Origin of the sequence: Vibrio sp. LQ2 (assembly GCF_023920125.1) — a bacterium.
In the GTDB taxonomy this organism is placed as follows: domain Bacteria; phylum Pseudomonadota; class Gammaproteobacteria; order Enterobacterales; family Vibrionaceae; genus Vibrio; species Vibrio fluvialis.
Window position 1 is genome coordinate 4,398,171 of sequence record NZ_CP085308.1, and the last position, 19,023, is coordinate 4,417,193.

Below are 19,023 nucleotides of genomic sequence, written 5' to 3' on the forward strand. Positions count from 1 at the left end.
GCGCGATAATCATCCGTTACAGACGGATTGGCATCACCACGTACATGGCGCTGTCATCGTCGACATTTTCAATCAGCGCACTGGCGTTTGCATCGGACATCGACACGCGCACATTCTCACAGCGCAGTGTATTGAGCACATCCAGCACGTAGCTGACATTAAAACCGATTTCGATCGCCTCGCCATCAAAATTGACGTCGAGCATCTCTTCCGCTTCTTCCTGCTCTGGGTTGTTGGCGGTAATGCGCATTTCGCCGCCATCCAGATTGACGCGTACGCCACGGAATTTCTCGTTTGACAGAATCGCGGCACGTGAAAACGCCTGACGCAGTTCGTCACAACCTGCTTGCAGCGTTTTGTTGGTATTTTGCGGCAATACGCGGCGATAATCCGGGAAACGGCCATCAACCAGCTTGGACGTAAAGACAAAGTTGTTCACTTCAGCACGCAGGTTAGAACTGCCGATTTGCAGAACCACAGGCTGCTCCGGTGCATCCAGCAGTTTTACCAACTCGAGTACACCTTTGCGTGGCACAATAATTTGCTTGTTGGCGAAATCAGCACCCAACTCGGCTTGCGACACCGCCATACGGTGACCATCGGTCGCCACACTGCGCAGCGTGCTGCCGTCAATTTCAAACAGCATACCATTGAGGTAGTAACGCACATCCTGGTTCGCCATCGAAAACTGCGTTTTCTCGACCAGACCACGTAGTTCGCCTTGAGTCAGCGACAGTTCCACTTCGCTTTGCCAATCTTCAATGTTCGGAAAATCGCTGGCCGGTAATGTCGCCAGAGAGAAACGGCTGCGACCTGAGCGCACTTGCACGCGATCGCCTTCCAACACCACAGTGATCACCGCCGCATCCGGCAGGCCACGGCAGATATCGAGGAATTTACGCGCAGGCACGGTGGTGCTGCCCGCTTCGAAATCGCCTTCCAGCGTCACTCGGCTCACCAGTTCGACTTCCAGATCGGTCGCAGTCATGGAAAGCTGATTGTCTTCTACTTTCAGCAGCAGGTTACCCAAAATCGGCAACGTTGCTCGTCCGCCTAACGTACCGGAGACTTGTTGCAGTGGTTTAATGAAGTGACTACGTTCAATCGTAAATTTCATAGTGTGCTCTTAAACGATATTGGATAAACGACGTGAAAAATCAGCGCTAAGCATAGCGCGATTTTAAGAAGAAAGGGTACGAATCAGGTTCGAATAGTCTTCTTTAATATCGTGGCTTTCTTCACGCAGTTGCTCAATCTTACGACAGGCGTGCAGCACGGTCGTGTGGTCACGGCCCCCAAACGCATCGCCGATTTCCGGCAAACTGTGGTTAGTGAGCTCTTTGGACAGCGCCATCGCCAGTTGGCGTGGGCGTGCCACCGAACGTGAACGACGTTTGGACAGCAGATCCGCGACTTTGATCTTGTAGTACTCGGCAACGGTCTTTTGAATGTTGTCGATGGTGACCAGCTTCTCTTGCAGCGCCAGCAGATCGCGCAGCGCTTCACGCACGAAATCGATGGTGATCGGGCGACCGGTAAAGTTGGCGTTGGCAATCACGCGGTTCAGCGCCCCTTCCAGTTCACGCACGTTCGAACGCAGACGTTTCGCAATAAAGAACGCTACTTCATCCGGCAGATGAATCTGGTGATCTTCCGCTTTTTTCATCAGGATCGCGACGCGGGTTTCCAGCTCTGGCGGCTCAATAGCGACGGTCAGACCCCAGCCAAAACGGGATTTGAGGCGATCTTCCACCCCGTTGATCTCTTTCGGATAACGGTCGGATGTCAGAATGATTTGCTGGTTACCTTCCAACAGCGCGTTGAAGGTATGGAAAAATTCTTCCTGCGAACGCTCTTTGTTAGCAAAGAACTGAATGTCATCGATCAGCAGTGCGTCCACACTACGGTAATAGCGTTTGAACTCTTCAATCGCGTTGTTTTGCAGCGCTTTTACCATGTCCTGCACAAAACGTTCCGAGTGCATGTAGACCACTTTGGCGTTCGGATTGTTATCGACGATGGCATTGCCGACCGCGTGCAGCAGGTGAGTTTTACCCAGACCCGTACCGCCATAAAGGAACAACGGGTTGTACGCCGCGCCCGGATTATCAGACACCTGACGTGCGGCCGCGAGGCCAAGCTGGTTCGACTTACCTTCGACGAAGTTATTGAATTTGTGTTTCGGGTTCACGTTGGAACGGTGTGCAATGTCCGCCGCAGCGGCTGCGTCGTCGTCCCAGGTTTTGTGAATCGGCTTGCGTTGTGCCAGTTGCGCCGGCGCCGAAGATTCCGCGGCCACATCAGCGGCGGTGCGGGTTGGCGCAGGTTTTGGCGCCACAACCCGGCGGCTGCCGACTTCAAAACGCAGGCTCGGAACATCATGCCCGCAAAACTCTTGCAGCAGACGATTGATGTTGTTGATGTACTTGTCACGCACCCAATCGAGCACAAAGCGGTTCGGGGCAAACAAAGTGAGAGTATTGTCATTGAGCTCCGCCTGTAGCGGACGAACCCACATGCTGAATTCTGCGGCTGGTAGCTCTTCTTGAAGCTGTTGCAGACACTGCAACCAAAGCGAAGATGACACGATTCCCTCACTCTAAATCAATGATCGGTAAAGACTGGCAATTCTACCTGTTGATAACTCAGATCGCCAGCGATTGATCGACGATCCAGTGAATAAGATCCAAGTTATTCACAATATTTTCTCATCATTTGGCAAGATCCACACAGAGCGTCCTAAATTTACTCACACATTGATCCACATATTCTATGATCATCAGGAGTTATCCCCAAAACGGGCGATCGTCCAGTTATGATTAATAACAACTGGTTATTTATTCTATTGAGTTATTTACCAGTAACATCACGTCCCATAATCATAAGGAGTCACAAGATGAAAAACTGGATTAAATTAGCAGTGGCTGCGCTGGTCCTATCCGCAGCGACTGTACAAGCGGCAACCGACGTGAAAGTGGGTATGTCTGGCCGCTACTTCCCATTCACGTTTGTTAAACAGGACCAACTGCAAGGTTTTGAAGTGGATGTGTGGAACGAGATCGGTAAACGTAACGATTACCACGTGGAATATGTAACCTCTAATTTCTCTGGCCTGTTTGGCCTGCTGGAAACCGGTCGTATCGACACCATCTCCAACCAGATCACAATCACTAAAGAGCGCCAGGCGAAATACCTGTTCTCAGCACCTTACGTGATTGATGGCGCGCAAATCGCGGTACGTAAAGGCAACGACAGCATCCAAGGCATTGAAGACTTGGCCGGTAAAACCGTGGCGGTTAACCTGGGTTCAAACTTCGAACAACTGCTGCGTGCCTACGATAAAGACGGCAAAATCGACATCAAAACCTACGATACCGGTTTTGAGCGCGACGTGGCGTTGGGCCGAATCGATGCATTCGTCATGGACCGTCTGTCGGTACTGGAAGTGATCGACAAAACGGGTCTGCCATTGCAACTGGCTGGTTCTCCATTCGAAACCATCGAAAACGCGTGGCCATTCCTGAACAACGATAAAGGCCATAAATTGCAGTCTGAAGTAAACCAAGCACTTGCTGCAATGCGTGCAGACGGTACACTGAGCCAGATTTCTGAAAAATGGTTCGGTACGGATATTACGAAATAACTTAGACCAGCAAACCGAATAAATAAGGTGGAATCGCAGGATTCCGCCTTTTGTTGTCTTTAAGGGGATGTAAATGGGGTTTGATTTTCAATACATGCTGGGGCTGATGCCGATACTGCTCAAGTATCTGGGCACCACCATGGAAATGGCAGTGTGGGGCATGTTCTTCGCACTGATTCTGTCCGTGCTGCTGGCCAATATCCGCGTCTTTAAGGTGCCGGTATTAAACGCTCTGAGCCAGTTGTACATCAGCTTCTTTCGTGGCACTCCGCTGCTGGTACAAATGTTCCTGTTGTACTACGGCCTGCCACAGATTTTCCCACTATTAATCGGTATTGATGCGTTCAGCGCAGCCGTGATTGGTTTGACGCTGCACTTCGCCGCTTACATGGCTGAAACCATTCGCGCAGCCATCATCGGTATCGACCGCAGTCAAATGGAAGCGAGTCTGTCAGTCGGTATGACCACTGGCCAGGCGATGCGCCGCATTATTTTGCCGCAAGCCAGCCGCGTCGCGCTGCCGTCCCTGATGAACTACTTCATCGACATGATCAAATCGACTTCGCTGGCGTTTACCTTCGGCGTGGCGGAAATCATGGCCAAAGCGCAGATGGAAGCGTCCTCCAGCTTTCGCTTCTTTGAAGCCTTCCTGGCAGTGGCACTGATTTACTGGGCAGTGGTGGTTGTACTGACCCGCGTGCAAATCTGGGCTGAGAACAAACTGAATAAGGCGTATGTACGATGATCACGTTATCCAATATTCATAAACGTTTCGGTAACGCCGAAGTGCTGAAAGGCATCGATATTACGATCAATCAGGGCGAAATCATTGTGATTATCGGCTCGAGCGGCACGGGTAAATCCACCCTGCTGCGCTGCGTGAACTTTCTTGAGCAGGCCGATCAGGGCAGCATCACGATTGATGATGTCAGCGTGGATACGCAAAAACACACCAAATCCGAAGTGCTGGCCCTGCGGCGTAAAACCGGGTTTGTATTTCAGAACTACGCGCTGTTTGCCCACCTGACCGCACGTCAGAACATTGCCGAAGGCCTGATGACCGTACGCGGCTGGAAGAAAGATCAAGCACTGAACCGCGCGCAGCAGATCCTAGAAGATATCGGTCTGGGCGATCGCGGCGACAGCTACCCGGCAGCACTGTCCGGCGGCCAGCAACAACGCGTCGGTATTGGTCGCGCGATGGCGCTGCAACCGGAACTGCTGCTGTTTGATGAGCCGACCTCTGCGCTGGACCCGGAATGGGTAGGCGAAGTACTTGGTTTAATGAAGAAACTCGCCACTCAGCACCAGACGATGCTGGTGGTGACCCATGAAATGCAATTTGCCAAAGAGGTCGCCGATCGCGTGATCTTTATGGCAGAAGGGAATATTGTTGAGCAAGGTTCTCCACAGGATATCTTTGACCGTCCACAGGATCCGCGCTTAAGAAAATTCCTCAATCAGGTTGGGATCGACTAAGGATCCTTGAGATTTTATCGAGACTCCGTATAATCGGCCGACCGGAAAGAAGGAAGCCCGCGATTGACCGTTTTTCGTTCATCGCACTGGGGTTTTGGCAAACCCAATCATTGACACCTTTTGTGACTGTGATTACAATTCCGCCTCTTTGTTGAGAGGCGTCGGAATGTCCTTTCTTTTATATAAAGAGAAGACGTATTGCCCACGCCGGGTTTTATGAACCTAAAAACTACTGATCAGTAAAGGTAATAACCATGTCTAAACGCACTTTTCAACCTACAGTTCTAAAGCGCAAGCGTACTCACGGTTTCCGTGCACGCATGGCGACTGCGAACGGTCGTAAAGTAATCAATGCACGTCGTGCAAAAGGCCGTAAGCGCCTGTCAAAATAATCGCTAGCTTATTTTGAGTACGTACGCATTTAATCGGGAGTTACGTTTGTTAACTCCCGAGCATTATCAAAATGTCTTTCAGCAAGCTCATCGAGCAGGCTCCCCCCATTTCACCATCATTGCACGCGATAATAACCTTTCTCATCCTCGTTTAGGGTTAGCGGTTCCAAAGAAACAAATCAAAACAGCCGTCGGTCGTAACCGCTTTAAGCGTTTGGCCCGCGAAAGCTTTCGTCTCAATCAACATAAACTTGCACACAAAGATTTTGTTGTCATTGCGAAGAAAAGCGCCCAAGATTTGAGCAATGAAGAAATGTTCACTTTGTTCGACAAGTTATGGCATCGCCTCTCTCGCCCTTCACGTGGCTAGCCATTGGTTTAGTCCGACTCTACCAGTGGTTTATTAGTCCGCTGATCGGCCCGCGTTGCCGATTTACTCCCACTTGCTCTACTTACGCGATAGAAGCGTTGAGAGCTCACGGATTTGTAAAAGGGTGTTGGTTATCCGGCAAACGTCTATTAAAATGCCACCCTTTGAACGAAGGGGGATTTGACCCCGTTCCACCAGTCCAAAAACACGACAGAGATAAATAACGATGGATTCTCAACGTAATATCCTGTTAATCGCTTTGGCTCTGGTTTCTTTTTTACTTTTCCAACAGTGGCAAGTAGCAAAGAATCCGGCACCTCAAGCGGTTGAGCAGGCTCAAACCAGCAGTGCCGTTCCTGCACCGTCTTTAGCCGATGAGTTCGATCCAGTACCATCGCAAAGCAGTGCTGCGGCAAAAGTGATTACTGTCACCACGGATGTACTGACTCTGTCAATTGACACAGTTGGCGGCGATGTCGTCACGGCAAAACTGAACCAATACTCTGAAGAATTGGACTCAGAAAACCCATTCGTCCTTCTGAAAAATACTCAAGGTCATCAATTCATCGCGCAAAGCGGCCTGATCGGTCCACAAGGTATCGATCTGAGCAGCAGCGACCGCCCGACTTACACGGTTGACGCGGATAGCTTCACTCTGGCTGATGGTCAGGATGAACTGCGCATTCCGATGACTTACCAGGCCAACGGCATCGAATACACCAAAACTTTCGTGCTGAAGCGTGGTGATTACGCTATCGACGTTGAATACAACGTGGTCAACCATTCAGGTAACAATGCCACTCTGGGCATGTACGCGCACCTGCGTCAAAACCTGCTGGATTCAGGCGGTAGCCTGGCAATGCCAACTTACCGTGGCGGTGCTTACTCAACTGAAGATACCCGTTACAAAAAATACAGCTTTGACGATATGCAGGATCGCAACCTAGCGATGAACCTGCCAAACGGTCAGGGTTGGGCGGCAATGATTCAACACTACTTTGCTTCAGCTTGGATTCCACGCAATGAACCAGGTACCAACCTGTACTCGCGCGTGATCGGCAACCTGGGTGATATTGGCGTACGTATGCCAAACAAAACCATCGCCGATGGCCAGCAAGCGGATTTCAAAGCCACCCTGTGGGTAGGTCCTAAACTGCAAGATCAAATGGCCGCTACCGCGCCAAACCTTGACCTCGTGGTTGACTACGGTTGGCTATGGTTCATCGCGAAACCACTGCACTGGCTGCTGTCTGTGATTCAGACATTCGTTGGCAACTGGGGTGTGGCAATCATCTGTCTGACCTTCATCGTACGTGGTGCGATGTACCCGCTGACCAAAGCACAGTACACCTCAATGGCGAAAATGCGCATGCTGCAACCAAAACTGCAAGCTATGCGTGAGCGCATCGGCGATGACCGTCAGCGCATGAGCCAGGAAATGATGGAACTGTACAAGAAAGAGAAAGTGAACCCGCTGGGCGGCTGTTTACCAATCTTCCTGCAGATGCCTATCTTCATTTCTCTGTACTGGGCACTGATGGAATCGGTCGAACTGCGTCACTCACCATTCTTTGGCTGGATTCACGACTTGTCTGCACAAGACCCGTACTACATCCTGCCACTGCTGATGGGTGCAAGTATGTTCTTCATCCAGAAGATGAGCCCAACCACCGTGACGGATCCAATGCAGCAGAAGATCATGACCTTTATGCCGGTTATGTTCACCTTCTTCTTCCTGTTCTTCCCGTCAGGTCTGGTTCTGTACTGGTTGGTATCGAACATCGTGACTCTGATTCAGCAGACTTTGATTTACAAAGGGCTGGAGAAGAAAGGCTTACACACCAAGTAAGCATTAAGCGAATCAGCAAAGGCGGCCAAAAGGTCGCCTTTTTGTTGCTTGCTGATTACAATGACGCTAATTCGATTTTATACAGGTAAAGGTTATGACTACCGATACTATCGTCGCGCAGGCCACGGCTCCGGGCCGCGGCGGCGTCGGCATTATTCGTGTTTCTGGTCCGAAAGCCGCAGAGGTAGCTCTGGCGGTAACAGGCCGTACACTCAAACCACGTTACGCAGAATACCTGCCTTTCAAAGACGAGTCTGGCGTGGAACTGGATCAGGGTATCGCCCTCTTCTTCCCGAATCCCAACTCATTTACCGGTGAAGATGTACTCGAGCTGCAAGGTCACGGCGGCCCTGTCGTCATGGACATGCTCATCAAGCGTATTCTGACGATTACGGGTGTACGTCCGGCACGCCCCGGGGAATTTTCTGAGCGCGCGTTCCTCAACGATAAGATGGACCTGACTCAGGCAGAAGCGATTGCCGACCTGATTGATGCCAGTTCAGAAGAAGCGGCCAAATCGGCACTCAAATCGCTGCAGGGCCAGTTTTCCAAACGCATTCATACGCTGGTGGAGTCACTGATTCACCTGCGCATCTACGTCGAAGCGGCGATTGATTTTCCGGAAGAAGAAATTGATTTTCTCGCCGATGGCAAAGTGTCTGCTGACTTGCAGGCCATCATTGATAATCTCAACGCGGTGCGCCAGGAAGCTAATCAGGGCGCCATCATGCGTGAAGGGATGAAAGTGGTCATTGCGGGTCGTCCTAACGCTGGCAAGTCTAGTCTGCTGAATGCGCTGTCTGGCAAAGAGTCCGCGATTGTGACGGATATCGCCGGCACCACGCGCGATGTCTTACGTGAACATATTCACATCGACGGCATGCCATTGCACATTATCGACACCGCTGGTTTGCGTGATGCGTCGGATGAAGTGGAAAAAATTGGTATCGAGCGCGCCTGGGAAGAGATTGCCCAAGCCGATCGCGTACTGTTTATGGTCGATGGCACCACGACCGATGCCACCGATCCCCAAGACATCTGGCCAGATTTTGTCGATCGCCTGCCAGACAGCATGGGTATGACGGTGATCCGCAACAAAGTCGATCAAACCGGCGAAACATTAGGGATCTGCCATGTCAATCAACCGACCCTGATCCGCTTGTCAGCGAAGACTGGTGAAGGTGTCGATGCGCTGCGTTCACACCTGAAAGAGTGCATGGGCTTTGCCGGCAATCAGGAAGGTGGCTTTATGGCTCGCCGTCGTCATCTGGATGCGCTGGAGCGTGCCGCTGAGCACCTGGATATCGGCCAGCAACAGCTGGAAGGCTATATGGCGGGAGAGATTCTGGCAGAAGAACTGCGTCTGGCGCAGCAACACCTGAATGAAATCACCGGTGAGTTCAGCTCAGATGACCTGCTTGGTCGTATTTTCTCGTCATTCTGTATCGGTAAATAAACTTCGCGGCTAAGAGTCATTCGGCTCTTAGCCCGTTTTCCTCTCTACTCCCCTCGCCCACCATGCCTTTCCTTGGTTTATGCTCCCCGACAAAGATTGACGACACATACTCTAAACCGCTCATACGATCAAACAACGGCGATCCACATTGTGGATGAGCTTGTGCACAGACAGGATCCTTATTAAATCAGCCACTCGCACGATCTCAGGCTTTACTATCCACAACTTACCCCTGTATTCTTCTACCCCAAGTCGATTATTCACTTCTTTCGTTTCACACGAAATTCACCGGGGTTTATATGATTCATATCATCACAGGCAGTACCTTAGGCGGCGCGGAATACGTCGGAGATCACCTCAGCGATTTGCTGCAGGCGCAGGGTAAAGAGACCACGATTCACAATCAGCCGTTATTGGCCGACATTCCGGCTCAGGGTACCTGGTTGATCATTACTTCAACTCATGGTGCCGGTGAGTATCCGGATAATATCCAGCCATTTATTCAGGCCCTGCAAACCACACCACCCAACACTCGCGAGCTGAAGTTTGCCGTGGTGGCGATTGGTGACTCAAGCTATGACACTTTCTGCGCAGCAGGTCAGCACGCCTTTGATTTACTAGAAGACATCGGTGCCACGCCACTGGCAGACTGTTTGACGATTGACGTCCAAGAACATCCGGTACCGGAAGATGCCGCGGAAATATGGCTCAATGAGATCATCGAAAAGTTCTGACTAAACACTTCCCCGAAGCGGCCAAAGGTCGCTTTTTTCATTCAGCAAAGCCACCAGCCAAACCGCTGTGAATAATATTCAGCATTGATGCGTCAACAGATTGGTGTTTTTTTTAACCCAAACATCTGTGTATAACTCTGCATTTATCCGGTGATCAACCTATAGTTATCCAAATAACAACTTAGATCCAAATCTACCCCTGTGCATAAGTGGCTATTTTGATCCCAGCTAATCCTCGATCAGATCAGTTGATGATCACATGTTCTGATCCAATCAAGATCCATGATCTTGTTGATCATTTTTCACTTATCCACAGAGATCGTCGATCCTAATAGTAGATCCAATAAAAAGATCTCTATATAGATCTTTATATATTATTTACTTAAAAGCCCTGAATGGAAAAAAGCAGAAAAGCGATTTTCTAGCCACTGGAAAGAAGGTAGAATACGTCTCTTTTATTTTATCCCTTAGTCTCAATGAATACCTGAGGTCGTTCATGCTTTATCACGAAACATTTGACGTCATTGTGGTTGGTGGCGGTCACGCAGGAACGGAAGCCGCGCTCGCAGCCGCTCGTACAGGCCAACGTACGTTACTTCTTACTCACAATATCGACACCCTGGGCCAGATGTCCTGTAACCCGGCAATCGGCGGTATTGGCAAAGGCCACTTAGTTAAAGAAGTGGATGCGATGGGTGGTCTGATGGCGGAAGCTATCGATCATGCGGGTATTCAATTTCGCACACTGAACGCCTCCAAAGGCCCAGCAGTACGTGCAACTCGTGCTCAGGCTGACCGTGCGCTGTACAAAGCTTACGTTCGCCATGCACTCGAGAACACACCGAATCTGACACTGTTCCAGCAGGCCGCTGACGATCTGATCGTTGAAAATGATCAGGTACGCGGTGTCGTCACCCAAATGGGCCTCAAATTCCACGCTAAGGCGGTGGTATTGACCGTTGGTACCTTCCTGGGCGGTAAGATCCACATTGGACTGGAAAACTTCTCAGGTGGCCGTGCCGGGGATCCGCCATCGATCGCATTGGCCCAGCGCCTGCGCGAACTGCCATTCCGCGTGGATCGTCTGAAAACCGGCACGCCACCACGTATCGACGCCAACAGTGTCGATTTCTCTGTGTTGGAAGCACAGCATGGTGATAATCCTACGCCAGTGTTCTCATTCATGGGTAAGCGCGAACAGCATCCGCGTCAGATTCCATGTTTCATCACGCACACTAACGAAAAAACGCATGACGTGATTCGTGCCAACCTGGATCGCAGCCCGATGTATGCGGGGGTGATTGAAGGCATTGGTCCACGTTACTGCCCGTCGATAGAAGACAAAGTGATGCGCTTTGCGGATAAAAACAGTCACCAAATTTTCATCGAGCCAGAGGGTCTGACAACCACAGAACTCTACCCGAACGGTATTTCCACCAGTCTGCCATTTGATGTGCAGGTGCAGATCGTGCGTTCGATGAAAGGCTTTGAAAACGCGCATATTGTCCGCCCGGGCTATGCGATCGAATACGATTTCTTTGATCCGCGCGATCTGAAACAGACTTACGAAACCAAGTTTATTCAAGGTCTGTTCTTTGCGGGTCAGATTAACGGCACTACCGGCTACGAAGAAGCGGCGGCACAAGGTCTGATGGCTGGTCTGAACGCGAGTTTGTTCAGTCAGGACAAAGAGGGCTGGAGTCCTCGTCGTGACCAGGCTTACATGGGCGTTCTGATTGACGATTTGTCGACCATGGGCACCAAAGAACCGTACCGCATGTTTACCTCACGTGCGGAATACCGTCTGCTGCTGCGTGAAGACAACGCTGATCTGCGTTTGACTGAAAAAGCCCGTGAACTGGGTCTGATCAACGATGCACGTTGGGCGCGTTTCAATCAGAAGATTGAAAATATGGAAACGGAACGTCAGCGTCTGAAAGAGACCTGGATGAACCCGAATTCTGACAGTGTGGATGCACTGAACGCCTTGTTGAAAACGCCAATGTCGCGTGAAGCCAGCGGCGAAGATCTGCTGCGTCGTCCTGAAATGACTTACGAAATGCTGACGTCATTGCCAACCTTTGCTCCGGCGATGGACGATCTTGAAGCGGCGGAACAAGTTGAAATTCAGGTTAAATACGAAGGTTATATTCAGCGTCAGCAGGATGAGATTGAAAAATCCCTGCGCCATGAACACACCAAGCTGCCTGTCGACCTTGATTACAAAGCAGTCAAAGGTTTGTCGAATGAAGTCGTACTGAAACTGAATAACGCGAAGCCGGAGACCATCGGTATCGCCTCGCGCATTTCCGGTATTACGCCAGCGGCCATTTCTATTCTGCTGGTGCACCTGAAAAAACACGGCATGCTCAAAAAAGGAGAAGCCGCGTAATGAATTCGCTACGAGTTAAACTCGATGCTCTGATTGCTCAGACCGACCTAGAGGTGTCTGAGCATCAGCGTGAGCAGTTGGTCGGCTACGTTGAGCTGCTCAACAAATGGAACAAAGCCTACAACCTGACATCGGTGCGCGATCCGATGGAAATGATGGTGAAACACATTCTGGATAGCATCGTGGTCAGCCCGCTATTGGTGGGTGAGCGTTTTATCGATGTTGGTACCGGACCTGGTTTGCCGGGAATTCCCCTGGCCATCATGAATCCGGAAAAAAGCTTTGTTCTGCTCGACAGCCTGGGTAAGCGCATTCGCTTCATCAAGCAGGTATTGCATGAACTCAAGATTGCGAATGTCACCCCAGTTCAAAGCCGGGTGGAAGACTACGATGGCGAAGAAGGCTTCGATGGCGTTCTGAGCCGTGCATTTGCTTCCATCACAGACATGGTGGAGTGGTGTCATCACCTGCCGCGTGCTCATACTGGCGTATTCTTGGCGTTGAAAGGCCTATTGCCGCAAGAAGAGATCGCACAGTTGCCGGAATGGTGTTCTGTGACCGACATCAAAGCTTTGAATGTTCCAGAGTTGGAAGGTGAGCGTCATCTTGTAATCTTATCGCGCAAGGGATAATAGCGAGGCATTACCGTGGGCAAAATCGTAGCGATCGCCAACCAGAAAGGTGGCGTAGGAAAAACAACGACTTGTATTAATCTGGCGGCCTCCATGGCAGCCACTAAACGCAAAGTTCTGGTGATCGACCTGGACCCGCAAGGCAATGCAACCATGGCCAGCGGCGTCGATAAGTATCAGGTGGATGCCACCGCGTATGAGTTGTTGGTGGAAGAAGCGCCATTTGAAGAAGTGGTGTGCCGTAAAACCACAGGCCATTACGACCTGATTGCCGCCAACGGTGACGTCACCGCGGCAGAAATCAAACTTATGGAAGTGTTTGCCCGCGAAGTCCGCCTCAAAAACACCCTCGCGCCAGTTCGCGATAACTATGATTTCATCTTTATCGATTGTCCTCCTTCTTTAAACCTCCTTACAATCAATGCGATGGCGGCGGCCGATTCGGTTTTAGTGCCGATGCAATGTGAGTATTTTGCTTTGGAAGGTTTAACTGCGTTAATGGACACCATCAGCAAGTTAGCCGCAGTGGTGAACGACAATCTGAAGATCGAAGGTCTGCTTCGTACCATGTACGATCCGCGTAACCGACTCGCTAACGAAGTTTCTGATCAATTGAAAAAACACTTTGGTAGCAAAGTGTACCGCACAGTTATTCCTCGCAATGTTCGCCTCGCTGAGGCGCCAAGTCATGGCAAACCAGCCATGTATTACGACAAGTACTCCGCAGGGGCCAAAGCGTATCTTGCTTTAGCTGGCGAAATGTTACGTCGTGAAGAAGTACCCGCATAACACCAACTAAAGGATTCGTTTGCATGTCTAAACGTGGTTTAGGAAAAGGGCTGGATGCACTGCTGTCCACCAGCTCTCTGGCTCGTGAAAAACAACATGTGGCTTCTCAAAGTCAGGCTATGTCCAGTGACGGCGAGTTGACCGATATTGCGATCACCAACCTCAAGCCGGGCATTTACCAACCCCGTAAAGATATGTCTCCAGAAGCGCTGGAAGAGCTCGCGGCTTCGATTCAGTCGCAAGGCATCATTCAGCCGATTGTGGTGCGTCCGCTGGAGTTTGGTGGCTACGAAATTATTGCTGGTGAACGTCGCTGGCGTGCCGCTCGTCAGGCTGGCCTGAAGCAAGTCCCGTGTCTGATCAAACGCGTAGAAGATCGCGCGGCGATCGCGATGGCGTTGATCGAAAACATTCAACGCGAAGATCTCAATGTGATCGAAGAAGCGCAAGCGTTGGAGCGGTTACAAGACGAATTTAAGCTAACGCATCAGCAAGTCGCCGATGTGATTGGTAAATCGCGTGCAACGGTAAGTAACCTGCTGCGCTTGAATCAGCTGGATGACAGCGTCAAGCGTTTGGTGGAAACCCGTCAGTTGGAAATGGGTCATGCCCGCGCTTTGCTGATGTTGGAAGGCGAGCAACAAATTGAAGTGGCTGCGCGCGTGGCCAAGAAGCAATTGACCGTACGTCAGACAGAGCAATTAGTGAAAAAATGCCTCTCAGAGAGCTCTGATGTAAAAAATGTGCCAGAAGACGTAGAAATACAACAAATGTCACAAAATCTGAGTGAAAAACTTGGGGCAAAAGTTTCAATCGTCCGCTCGAAAAGCGGAAAGTCAAAAGTCACAATAAGTCTTGATGAGCCTCACAAATTGGAGCAACTAATTGCCAAGCTGCAGGGCTAAGTGAGATAATTGATTTAAATCAATTGTGAAAAATAAGTTTTCTTTAGCGAAATATGTCGGTGTGTAAACAAAATTGTAACTTTTTGCGGCGTTGTAATTGCAATCAGTTGCCGTCACCGTATAATTTTCGCCAATTTCCAGCCCCGTTTTTGAGTGGTGTGTTGGATATTACTAGAGGTACGAATACATGGTAGCTGCGTTAGCTAGGCCAGGACGAGCGCTTGCAAAGCAATTGTTAATGATCCAGTTTGGCGCGGTTATAGTTGTGGCAGCAGGGATGGCGATTGCCGTAAATGCTGAATGGGGATTTTCAGCGCTAGTTGGTGGAGGCATTTTTGTCTTTGCCAATGCAGTTTTTGCGCTGTGTGCTTTTATGTATAGTGGAGCTCGCGCTGCAAAGCGAATCACGGCCTCTTTCTACACAGGCGAAGCACTTAAAATTCTCATCACTGTCGCTCTGTTCTCTGTCGCCTACATGTATATGCAGGTGGAACTTGTTCCCCTAAAACTAACCTATTTGCTGGCACTAGGTATTAATATCTGTGCGCCAGTGCTATTCATTAACAACAAAAAAATAGGATGAGTTATGGCTGCGCCAGGTGAAGCGCTAACATCGTCCGGATACATTGAACACCACCTTTCCAACCTATCTCTTTACAAGTTAGGTCTGGTTGCGGAGGAAACAAGTTTCTGGAACGTACATATCGATAGCCTGTTTTTTTCTTTGTTTACCGGACTGATCTTCCTTTGGGTGTTCCGTTCAGTGGCGAAGAAGGCAACAGCGGGTGTACCAGGCAAGCTACAGTGTTTTGTTGAAATAGTGGTTGAATTTGTCGATACCAACGTCAAAGACACCTTCCATGGACGCAATCCACTAATAGCACCGCTGGCACTGACTATCTTTTGTTGGGTATTGCTAATGAACATCATGGACTTAGTGCCAATTGATTTCTTGCCGTATCCAGCACAGCATTGGCTCGGTATCCCTTACTTAAAAGTGGTTCCGTCTGCTGATGTGAACATCACCATGGCTATGGCTCTAGGCGTGTTCGCTCTGATGATTTACTACAGCATCAAAGTGAAAGGTCTAGGTGGGTTTGCGAAAGAATTAGCACTACATCCGTTTAACCACCCAGTGATGATTCCGTTTAACCTACTTATTGAAGTGGTCTCGCTACTAGCAAAACCGCTGTCTCTAGGTATGCGTCTATTCGGTAACATGTTCGCGGGTGAGGTTGTATTCATTCTAATCGCAGCAATGCTACCATGGTGGCTACAATGGATGGGTTCACTACCGTGGGCTATTTTCCATATTCTGGTAATCCTGATTCAGTCTTTCGTGTTCATGATGTTGACAATCGTTTATCTGTCAATGGCACACGAAGACAGTGATCATTAATAAATTAGCTTTTATTTGGGCACATTAAGCCAACAACTATAATTGGAGATAGTAATGGAAACTTTACTGAGCTTTTCTGCAATCGCCGTAGGTATCATCGTCGGTCTTGCTTCTCTTGGTACTGCGATTGGTTTCGCACTTCTAGGTGGTAAATTCCTGGAAGGCGCTGCTCGTCAACCAGAAATGGCTCCTATGCTACAAGTTAAGATGTTCATCATCGCAGGTCTGCTGGATGCGGTTCCAATGATCGGTATCGTAATCGCACTGCTATTCACATTCGCGAACCCATTTGTTGGTCAACTAGGTTAATCACGTTTTGCCAGCGACAAACCCCGTTTGGTGGTTTGTCTTTGATTAACACTTAGTCCATATAGAGGGGTAGCTGTTGTGAATATGAACGCAACTCTGCTAGGTCAAGCAATATCATTCGCACTGTTTGTGTGGTTCTGCATGAAGTATGTATGGCCGCCAATCATTAAAGCGATTGAAGAGCGTCAGAAGAAAATTGCTGACGGTTTGCAAGCTGCTGAGCGTGCAAAGAAAGATTTGGACCTAGCACAAGCCAACGCTTCTGATTCATTAAAAGAAGCGAAGCGCACAGCAACTGAGGTCATTGAGGCTGCGAACAAACGTAAAGCGCAAATTTTGGATGAAGCGCGCGAGGAAGCTCAGGCAGAACGCCAGAAAATCCTTGCTCAAGCTGATGCTGAAATTGAGTCTGAGCGTAACCGTGCCCGCGATGAGCTGCGCAAACAAGTTGCAACTCTGGCTATTGCTGGTGCTGAGAAGATCCTTGAGCGTACTATCGATAAAGATGCGCACAAAGATATTCTCGACAACATTACTGCAAAACTTTAAGTCTGGGGGCGCCGAATGTCTAATATGACTACAATTGCACGCCCCTATGCTAAAGCAGCATTTGAATTTGCGGTGGAAAAACAACAACTGGATCAATGGAGCCAGATGCTTGTTTTCGCTGCCGAAGTCGCAATGAACGACCAGATTAAAGAACTGTTAACCAGTTCGACGTCTGCTGAGAAATTGGCAGAAATCTTTGTCGCAATTTGTGGCGATCAGTTTGATGCACATGGTCAGAACCTGCTGAAGGTAATGGCTGAGAATGGCCGCTTACAGGCCCTTCCGGATGTTTGTGCTCAATTCCATGCCCTGAAACAAGAGCATGAGAAGAAAGTCGATGTTGAAGTTATTTCAGCAACTGAACTTTCAGAGCAGCAACTGGCAGACATCAGCAGCAAACTTGAGCAGCGTCTGGAACGCAAAGTTCAGCTGAATTGCAGTGTAGATGAGACCCTACTTGGTGGGGTAGTAATTCGAGCCGGAGACCTAGTCATCGATAACTCAGCGCGTGGTCGTTTGAACCGCCTGAGCGATGCCTTGCAGTCTTAATGGGGATTGGAGCATGCAACTTAATTCCACGGAAATTAGCGATCTGATTAAACAGCGTATTGAGTCTTTCAACGTTGTTAGTGAAGCTCGTAATGAAGGTACTATCGTATCGGTAAGCGATGGTATTATCCGTATTCACGGCCTAGCGGACGTGATGCAGGGTGAAATGATTGAATTACCGGGTGGCCGTTTTGCACTAGCACTTAACCTTGAGCGTGACTCGGTTGGTGCGGTTGTAATGGGCCCATATGCTGACCTTAAGGAAGGCGAAAAAGTAACTGGTACTGGTCGTATTCTTGAAGTGCCAGTTGGTCCTGAACTGCTTGGCCGCGTAGTGAATACACTGGGCGAACCAATCGACGGTAAAGGTCCACTCAATGCAACTCTGACTTCTCCTGTAGAAGTGATTGCACCAGGCGTAATCGACCGTCAATCAGTTGATCAGCCTGTTCAAACGGGTTACAAATCAGTGGACTCGATGATTCCAATCGGCCGTGGCCAGCGTGAGCTGATTATCGGTGACCGTCAGACTGGTAAAACAGCGATGGCGATCGATGCGATCATCAACCAAAAAGATTCAGGTATTTACTCAATTTACGTAGCGATTGGTCAGAAAGCTTCTACTATCGCGAACGTAGTACGTAAACTTGAAGAGCATGGCGCTCTGAAGAACACTATCGTTGTGGTAGCGTCAGCTTCTGAGTCTGCAGCTCTGCAATACCTTGCGCCTTACGCAGGTTGTGCAATGGGTGAATACTTCCGTGATCGCGGTGAAGATGCACTGATTGTTTACGATGATCTTTCTAAGCAAGCTGTTGCTTATCGTCAGATCTCTCTACTGCTACGTCGTCCGCCAGGTCGCGAAGCTTTCCCTGGTGACGTTTTCTACCTCCACTCACGTCTACTTGAGCGTGCTGCTCGTGTAAGCGCTGACTACGTAGAACGTTTCACTAACGGTGAAGTGAAAGGTAAGACCGGTTCTCTGACTGCTCTGCCTATCATCGAAACCCAAGCTGGTGACGTATCCGCATTCGTACCGACTAACGTAATCTCGATTACCGATGGTCAGATCTTCCTACAAACTGAACTGTTCAACGCGGGTGTTCGCCCAGCAGTTGACCCAGGTATCTCAGTTTCTCGTGTAGGTGGTTCAGCTCAGACGAAAATCATCAAGAAGCTGTCAGGCGGTATCCGTACTGCACTTGCAGCGTACCGTGAACTGGCAGCATTCGCGCAGTTCTCTTCGGATCTGGATGATGCGACTAAACGTCAGCTTGAGCACGGTCAGAAAGTAACAGAACTGATGAAACAGAAGCAGTACGCTCCAATGTCTGTTTTTGATCAGGCTCTGACTATCTTCGCAGCAGAGCGCGGTTACCTTGCAGATGTAGAACTGAGCAAAGTTCTGGATTTCGAGGCGGCTCTACTATCGTACGCTCGCGGTCAACACGCTGAACTAGCAGCGCAGATCGACAAGACGGGTGCTTACAACGATGACATCGAAGCTCAGCTGAAGAAGCTGGTTGACGATTTCAAAGCAACCCAAACTTGGTAATAGGTCGGTGGCAAGTTTTGC

General features: G+C 49.7%; 21 protein-coding genes. 19 read left to right on the forward strand and 2 right to left on the reverse strand.

The window, feature by feature from the left end:
• Nucleotides 1-16: 16 nt before the first annotated feature.
• Nucleotides 17-1,117, reverse strand: a complete 1,101-nt coding sequence (gene dnaN, locus LGV68_RS20505; protein WP_020430388.1) for a DNA polymerase III subunit beta — start codon at nt 1,115-1,117, stop codon at nt 17-19.
• 63 nt (nt 1,118-1,180) lie between these two features.
• A complete protein-coding gene (gene dnaA, locus LGV68_RS20510; RefSeq protein WP_020430386.1) occupies nt 1,181-2,587 on the reverse strand; it encodes a chromosomal replication initiator protein DnaA in 1,407 nt (468 codons plus the stop codon).
• 309 nt (nt 2,588-2,896) lie between these two features.
• Here dnaA and LGV68_RS20515 point away from each other — a divergent pair, with 309 nt between their 5' ends.
• The 19 genes from LGV68_RS20515 (at nt 2,897) to atpA (ending at nt 19,002) form a co-directional block, all read left to right on the forward strand.
• The gene (locus LGV68_RS20515; protein ID WP_100268763.1) at nt 2,897-3,643 is read left to right on the forward strand and encodes an amino acid ABC transporter substrate-binding protein; all 747 of its coding nucleotides are present in this window, start codon (nt 2,897-2,899) and stop codon (nt 3,641-3,643) included.
• Between the two features lie 73 nt (nt 3,644-3,716).
• A complete protein-coding gene (locus tag LGV68_RS20520; RefSeq protein ID WP_024373985.1) occupies nt 3,717-4,388 on the forward strand; it encodes an amino acid ABC transporter permease in 672 nt (223 codons plus the stop codon).
• Complete coding sequence (locus LGV68_RS20525) at nt 4,385-5,122, forward strand: amino acid ABC transporter ATP-binding protein (RefSeq protein WP_252535987.1); 738 nt, start codon at nt 4,385-4,387, stop codon at nt 5,120-5,122. Before LGV68_RS20520 ends, LGV68_RS20525 begins: the two co-directional genes overlap by 4 nt.
• 254 nt (nt 5,123-5,376) lie before the next feature.
• Complete coding sequence (gene rpmH, locus LGV68_RS20530) at nt 5,377-5,514, forward strand: 50S ribosomal protein L34 (protein WP_004728723.1); 138 nt, start codon at nt 5,377-5,379, stop codon at nt 5,512-5,514.
• A gap of 46 nt (nt 5,515-5,560) precedes the next feature.
• On the forward strand, nt 5,561-5,884 hold the full coding sequence (rnpA, locus tag LGV68_RS20535) for a ribonuclease P protein component (protein WP_020430379.1): 324 nt from the start codon (nt 5,561-5,563) through the stop codon (nt 5,882-5,884).
• Complete coding sequence (gene yidD / locus LGV68_RS20540) at nt 5,851-6,108, forward strand: membrane protein insertion efficiency factor YidD (protein WP_075989131.1); 258 nt, start codon at nt 5,851-5,853, stop codon at nt 6,106-6,108. The genes rnpA and yidD overlap by 34 nt, the downstream gene beginning before the upstream one ends.
• Nucleotides 6,109-6,110: 2 nt before the next feature.
• Nucleotides 6,111-7,733, forward strand: a complete 1,623-nt coding sequence (yidC, locus tag LGV68_RS20545; RefSeq protein WP_020430377.1) for a membrane protein insertase YidC — start codon at nt 6,111-6,113, stop codon at nt 7,731-7,733.
• Between the two features lie 94 nt (nt 7,734-7,827).
• Nucleotides 7,828-9,189 (forward strand): tRNA uridine-5-carboxymethylaminomethyl(34) synthesis GTPase MnmE, encoded by a 1,362-nt coding sequence (gene mnmE / locus LGV68_RS20550; RefSeq protein WP_100268764.1) that lies wholly within the window; start codon nt 7,828-7,830, stop codon nt 9,187-9,189.
• A 299-nt stretch (nt 9,190-9,488) separates the two neighbouring features.
• Nucleotides 9,489-9,923: an FMN-binding protein MioC gene (gene mioC, locus LGV68_RS20555; RefSeq protein WP_024373982.1), complete on the forward strand. Its 435-nt coding sequence runs from the start codon at nt 9,489-9,491 to the stop codon at nt 9,921-9,923.
• A 496-nt stretch (nt 9,924-10,419) separates the two neighbouring features.
• Nucleotides 10,420-12,315 carry a tRNA uridine-5-carboxymethylaminomethyl(34) synthesis enzyme MnmG gene (gene mnmG / locus LGV68_RS20560; protein WP_047461791.1) on the forward strand — a complete coding sequence of 632 codons (1,896 nt, stop codon included), beginning with the start codon at nt 10,420-10,422 and terminating at the stop codon, nt 12,313-12,315.
• The gene (gene rsmG / locus LGV68_RS20565) at nt 12,315-12,947 is read left to right on the forward strand and encodes a 16S rRNA (guanine(527)-N(7))-methyltransferase RsmG (RefSeq protein ID WP_020430370.1); all 633 of its coding nucleotides are present in this window, start codon (nt 12,315-12,317) and stop codon (nt 12,945-12,947) included. Before mnmG ends, rsmG begins: the two co-directional genes overlap by 1 nt.
• Before the next feature lie 15 nt (nt 12,948-12,962).
• Complete coding sequence (locus tag LGV68_RS20570) at nt 12,963-13,736, forward strand: ParA family protein (RefSeq protein WP_252535988.1); 774 nt, start codon at nt 12,963-12,965, stop codon at nt 13,734-13,736.
• A gap of 23 nt (nt 13,737-13,759) precedes the next feature.
• A complete protein-coding gene (locus LGV68_RS20575; RefSeq protein WP_222740300.1) occupies nt 13,760-14,641 on the forward strand; it encodes a ParB/RepB/Spo0J family partition protein in 882 nt (293 codons plus the stop codon).
• A gap of 187 nt (nt 14,642-14,828) precedes the next feature.
• On the forward strand, nt 14,829-15,224 hold the full coding sequence (locus LGV68_RS20580) for a F0F1 ATP synthase subunit I (RefSeq protein ID WP_024373979.1): 396 nt from the start codon (nt 14,829-14,831) through the stop codon (nt 15,222-15,224).
• A gap of 3 nt (nt 15,225-15,227) precedes the next feature.
• A complete protein-coding gene (gene atpB / locus LGV68_RS20585) occupies nt 15,228-16,040 on the forward strand; it encodes a F0F1 ATP synthase subunit A (protein ID WP_020430363.1) in 813 nt (270 codons plus the stop codon).
• 54 nt (nt 16,041-16,094) lie between these two features.
• Entirely contained in the window at nt 16,095-16,349 is a 255-nt protein-coding gene (gene atpE / locus LGV68_RS20590) for a F0F1 ATP synthase subunit C (protein WP_002540812.1), read from the forward strand.
• 78 nt (nt 16,350-16,427) lie between these two features.
• Complete coding sequence (gene atpF / locus LGV68_RS20595; protein WP_024373978.1) at nt 16,428-16,898, forward strand: F0F1 ATP synthase subunit B; 471 nt, start codon at nt 16,428-16,430, stop codon at nt 16,896-16,898.
• A 15-nt stretch (nt 16,899-16,913) separates the two neighbouring features.
• Nucleotides 16,914-17,447, forward strand: a complete 534-nt coding sequence (gene atpH, locus LGV68_RS20600; protein ID WP_020430351.1) for a F0F1 ATP synthase subunit delta — start codon at nt 16,914-16,916, stop codon at nt 17,445-17,447.
• Between the two features lie 13 nt (nt 17,448-17,460).
• Nucleotides 17,461-19,002 (forward strand): F0F1 ATP synthase subunit alpha, encoded by a 1,542-nt coding sequence (gene atpA / locus LGV68_RS20605; protein ID WP_020430350.1) that lies wholly within the window; start codon nt 17,461-17,463, stop codon nt 19,000-19,002.
• The last annotated feature ends 21 nt before the right edge of the window (nt 19,003-19,023 follow it).

What these genes read in the sequence shown, in the direction of transcription:
- atpH (WP_020430351.1), top strand. Translation starts at nt 16,914, where the DNA reads ATGTCTAATATGACTACAATTGCACGCCCCTATGCTAAAGCAGCATTT.
- LGV68_RS20515 (WP_100268763.1), top strand. Translation starts at nt 2,897, where the DNA reads ATGAAAAACTGGATTAAATTAGCAGTGGCTGCGCTGGTCCTATCCGCA.
- rsmG (WP_020430370.1), top strand. Translation starts at nt 12,315, where the DNA reads ATGAATTCGCTACGAGTTAAACTCGATGCTCTGATTGCTCAGACCGAC.
- LGV68_RS20525 (WP_252535987.1), top strand. Translation starts at nt 4,385, where the DNA reads ATGATCACGTTATCCAATATTCATAAACGTTTCGGTAACGCCGAAGTG.
- dnaN (WP_020430388.1), bottom strand. Translation starts at nt 1,117, where the DNA reads ATGAAATTTACGATTGAACGTAGTCACTTCATTAAACCACTGCAACAA.
- atpB (WP_020430363.1), top strand. Translation starts at nt 15,228, where the DNA reads ATGGCTGCGCCAGGTGAAGCGCTAACATCGTCCGGATACATTGAACAC.
- LGV68_RS20520 (WP_024373985.1), top strand. Translation starts at nt 3,717, where the DNA reads ATGGGGTTTGATTTTCAATACATGCTGGGGCTGATGCCGATACTGCTC.
- mnmE (WP_100268764.1), top strand. Translation starts at nt 7,828, where the DNA reads ATGACTACCGATACTATCGTCGCGCAGGCCACGGCTCCGGGCCGCGGC.
- LGV68_RS20575 (WP_222740300.1), top strand. Translation starts at nt 13,760, where the DNA reads ATGTCTAAACGTGGTTTAGGAAAAGGGCTGGATGCACTGCTGTCCACC.
- mnmG (WP_047461791.1), top strand. Translation starts at nt 10,420, where the DNA reads ATGCTTTATCACGAAACATTTGACGTCATTGTGGTTGGTGGCGGTCAC.
- atpE (WP_002540812.1), top strand. Translation starts at nt 16,095, where the DNA reads ATGGAAACTTTACTGAGCTTTTCTGCAATCGCCGTAGGTATCATCGTC.
- atpA (WP_020430350.1), top strand. Translation starts at nt 17,461, where the DNA reads ATGCAACTTAATTCCACGGAAATTAGCGATCTGATTAAACAGCGTATT.
- yidC (WP_020430377.1), top strand. Translation starts at nt 6,111, where the DNA reads ATGGATTCTCAACGTAATATCCTGTTAATCGCTTTGGCTCTGGTTTCT.
- LGV68_RS20580 (WP_024373979.1), top strand. Translation starts at nt 14,829, where the DNA reads ATGGTAGCTGCGTTAGCTAGGCCAGGACGAGCGCTTGCAAAGCAATTG.
- yidD (WP_075989131.1), top strand. Translation starts at nt 5,851, where the DNA reads ATGGCATCGCCTCTCTCGCCCTTCACGTGGCTAGCCATTGGTTTAGTC.
- mioC (WP_024373982.1), top strand. Translation starts at nt 9,489, where the DNA reads ATGATTCATATCATCACAGGCAGTACCTTAGGCGGCGCGGAATACGTC.
- rpmH (WP_004728723.1), top strand. Translation starts at nt 5,377, where the DNA reads ATGTCTAAACGCACTTTTCAACCTACAGTTCTAAAGCGCAAGCGTACT.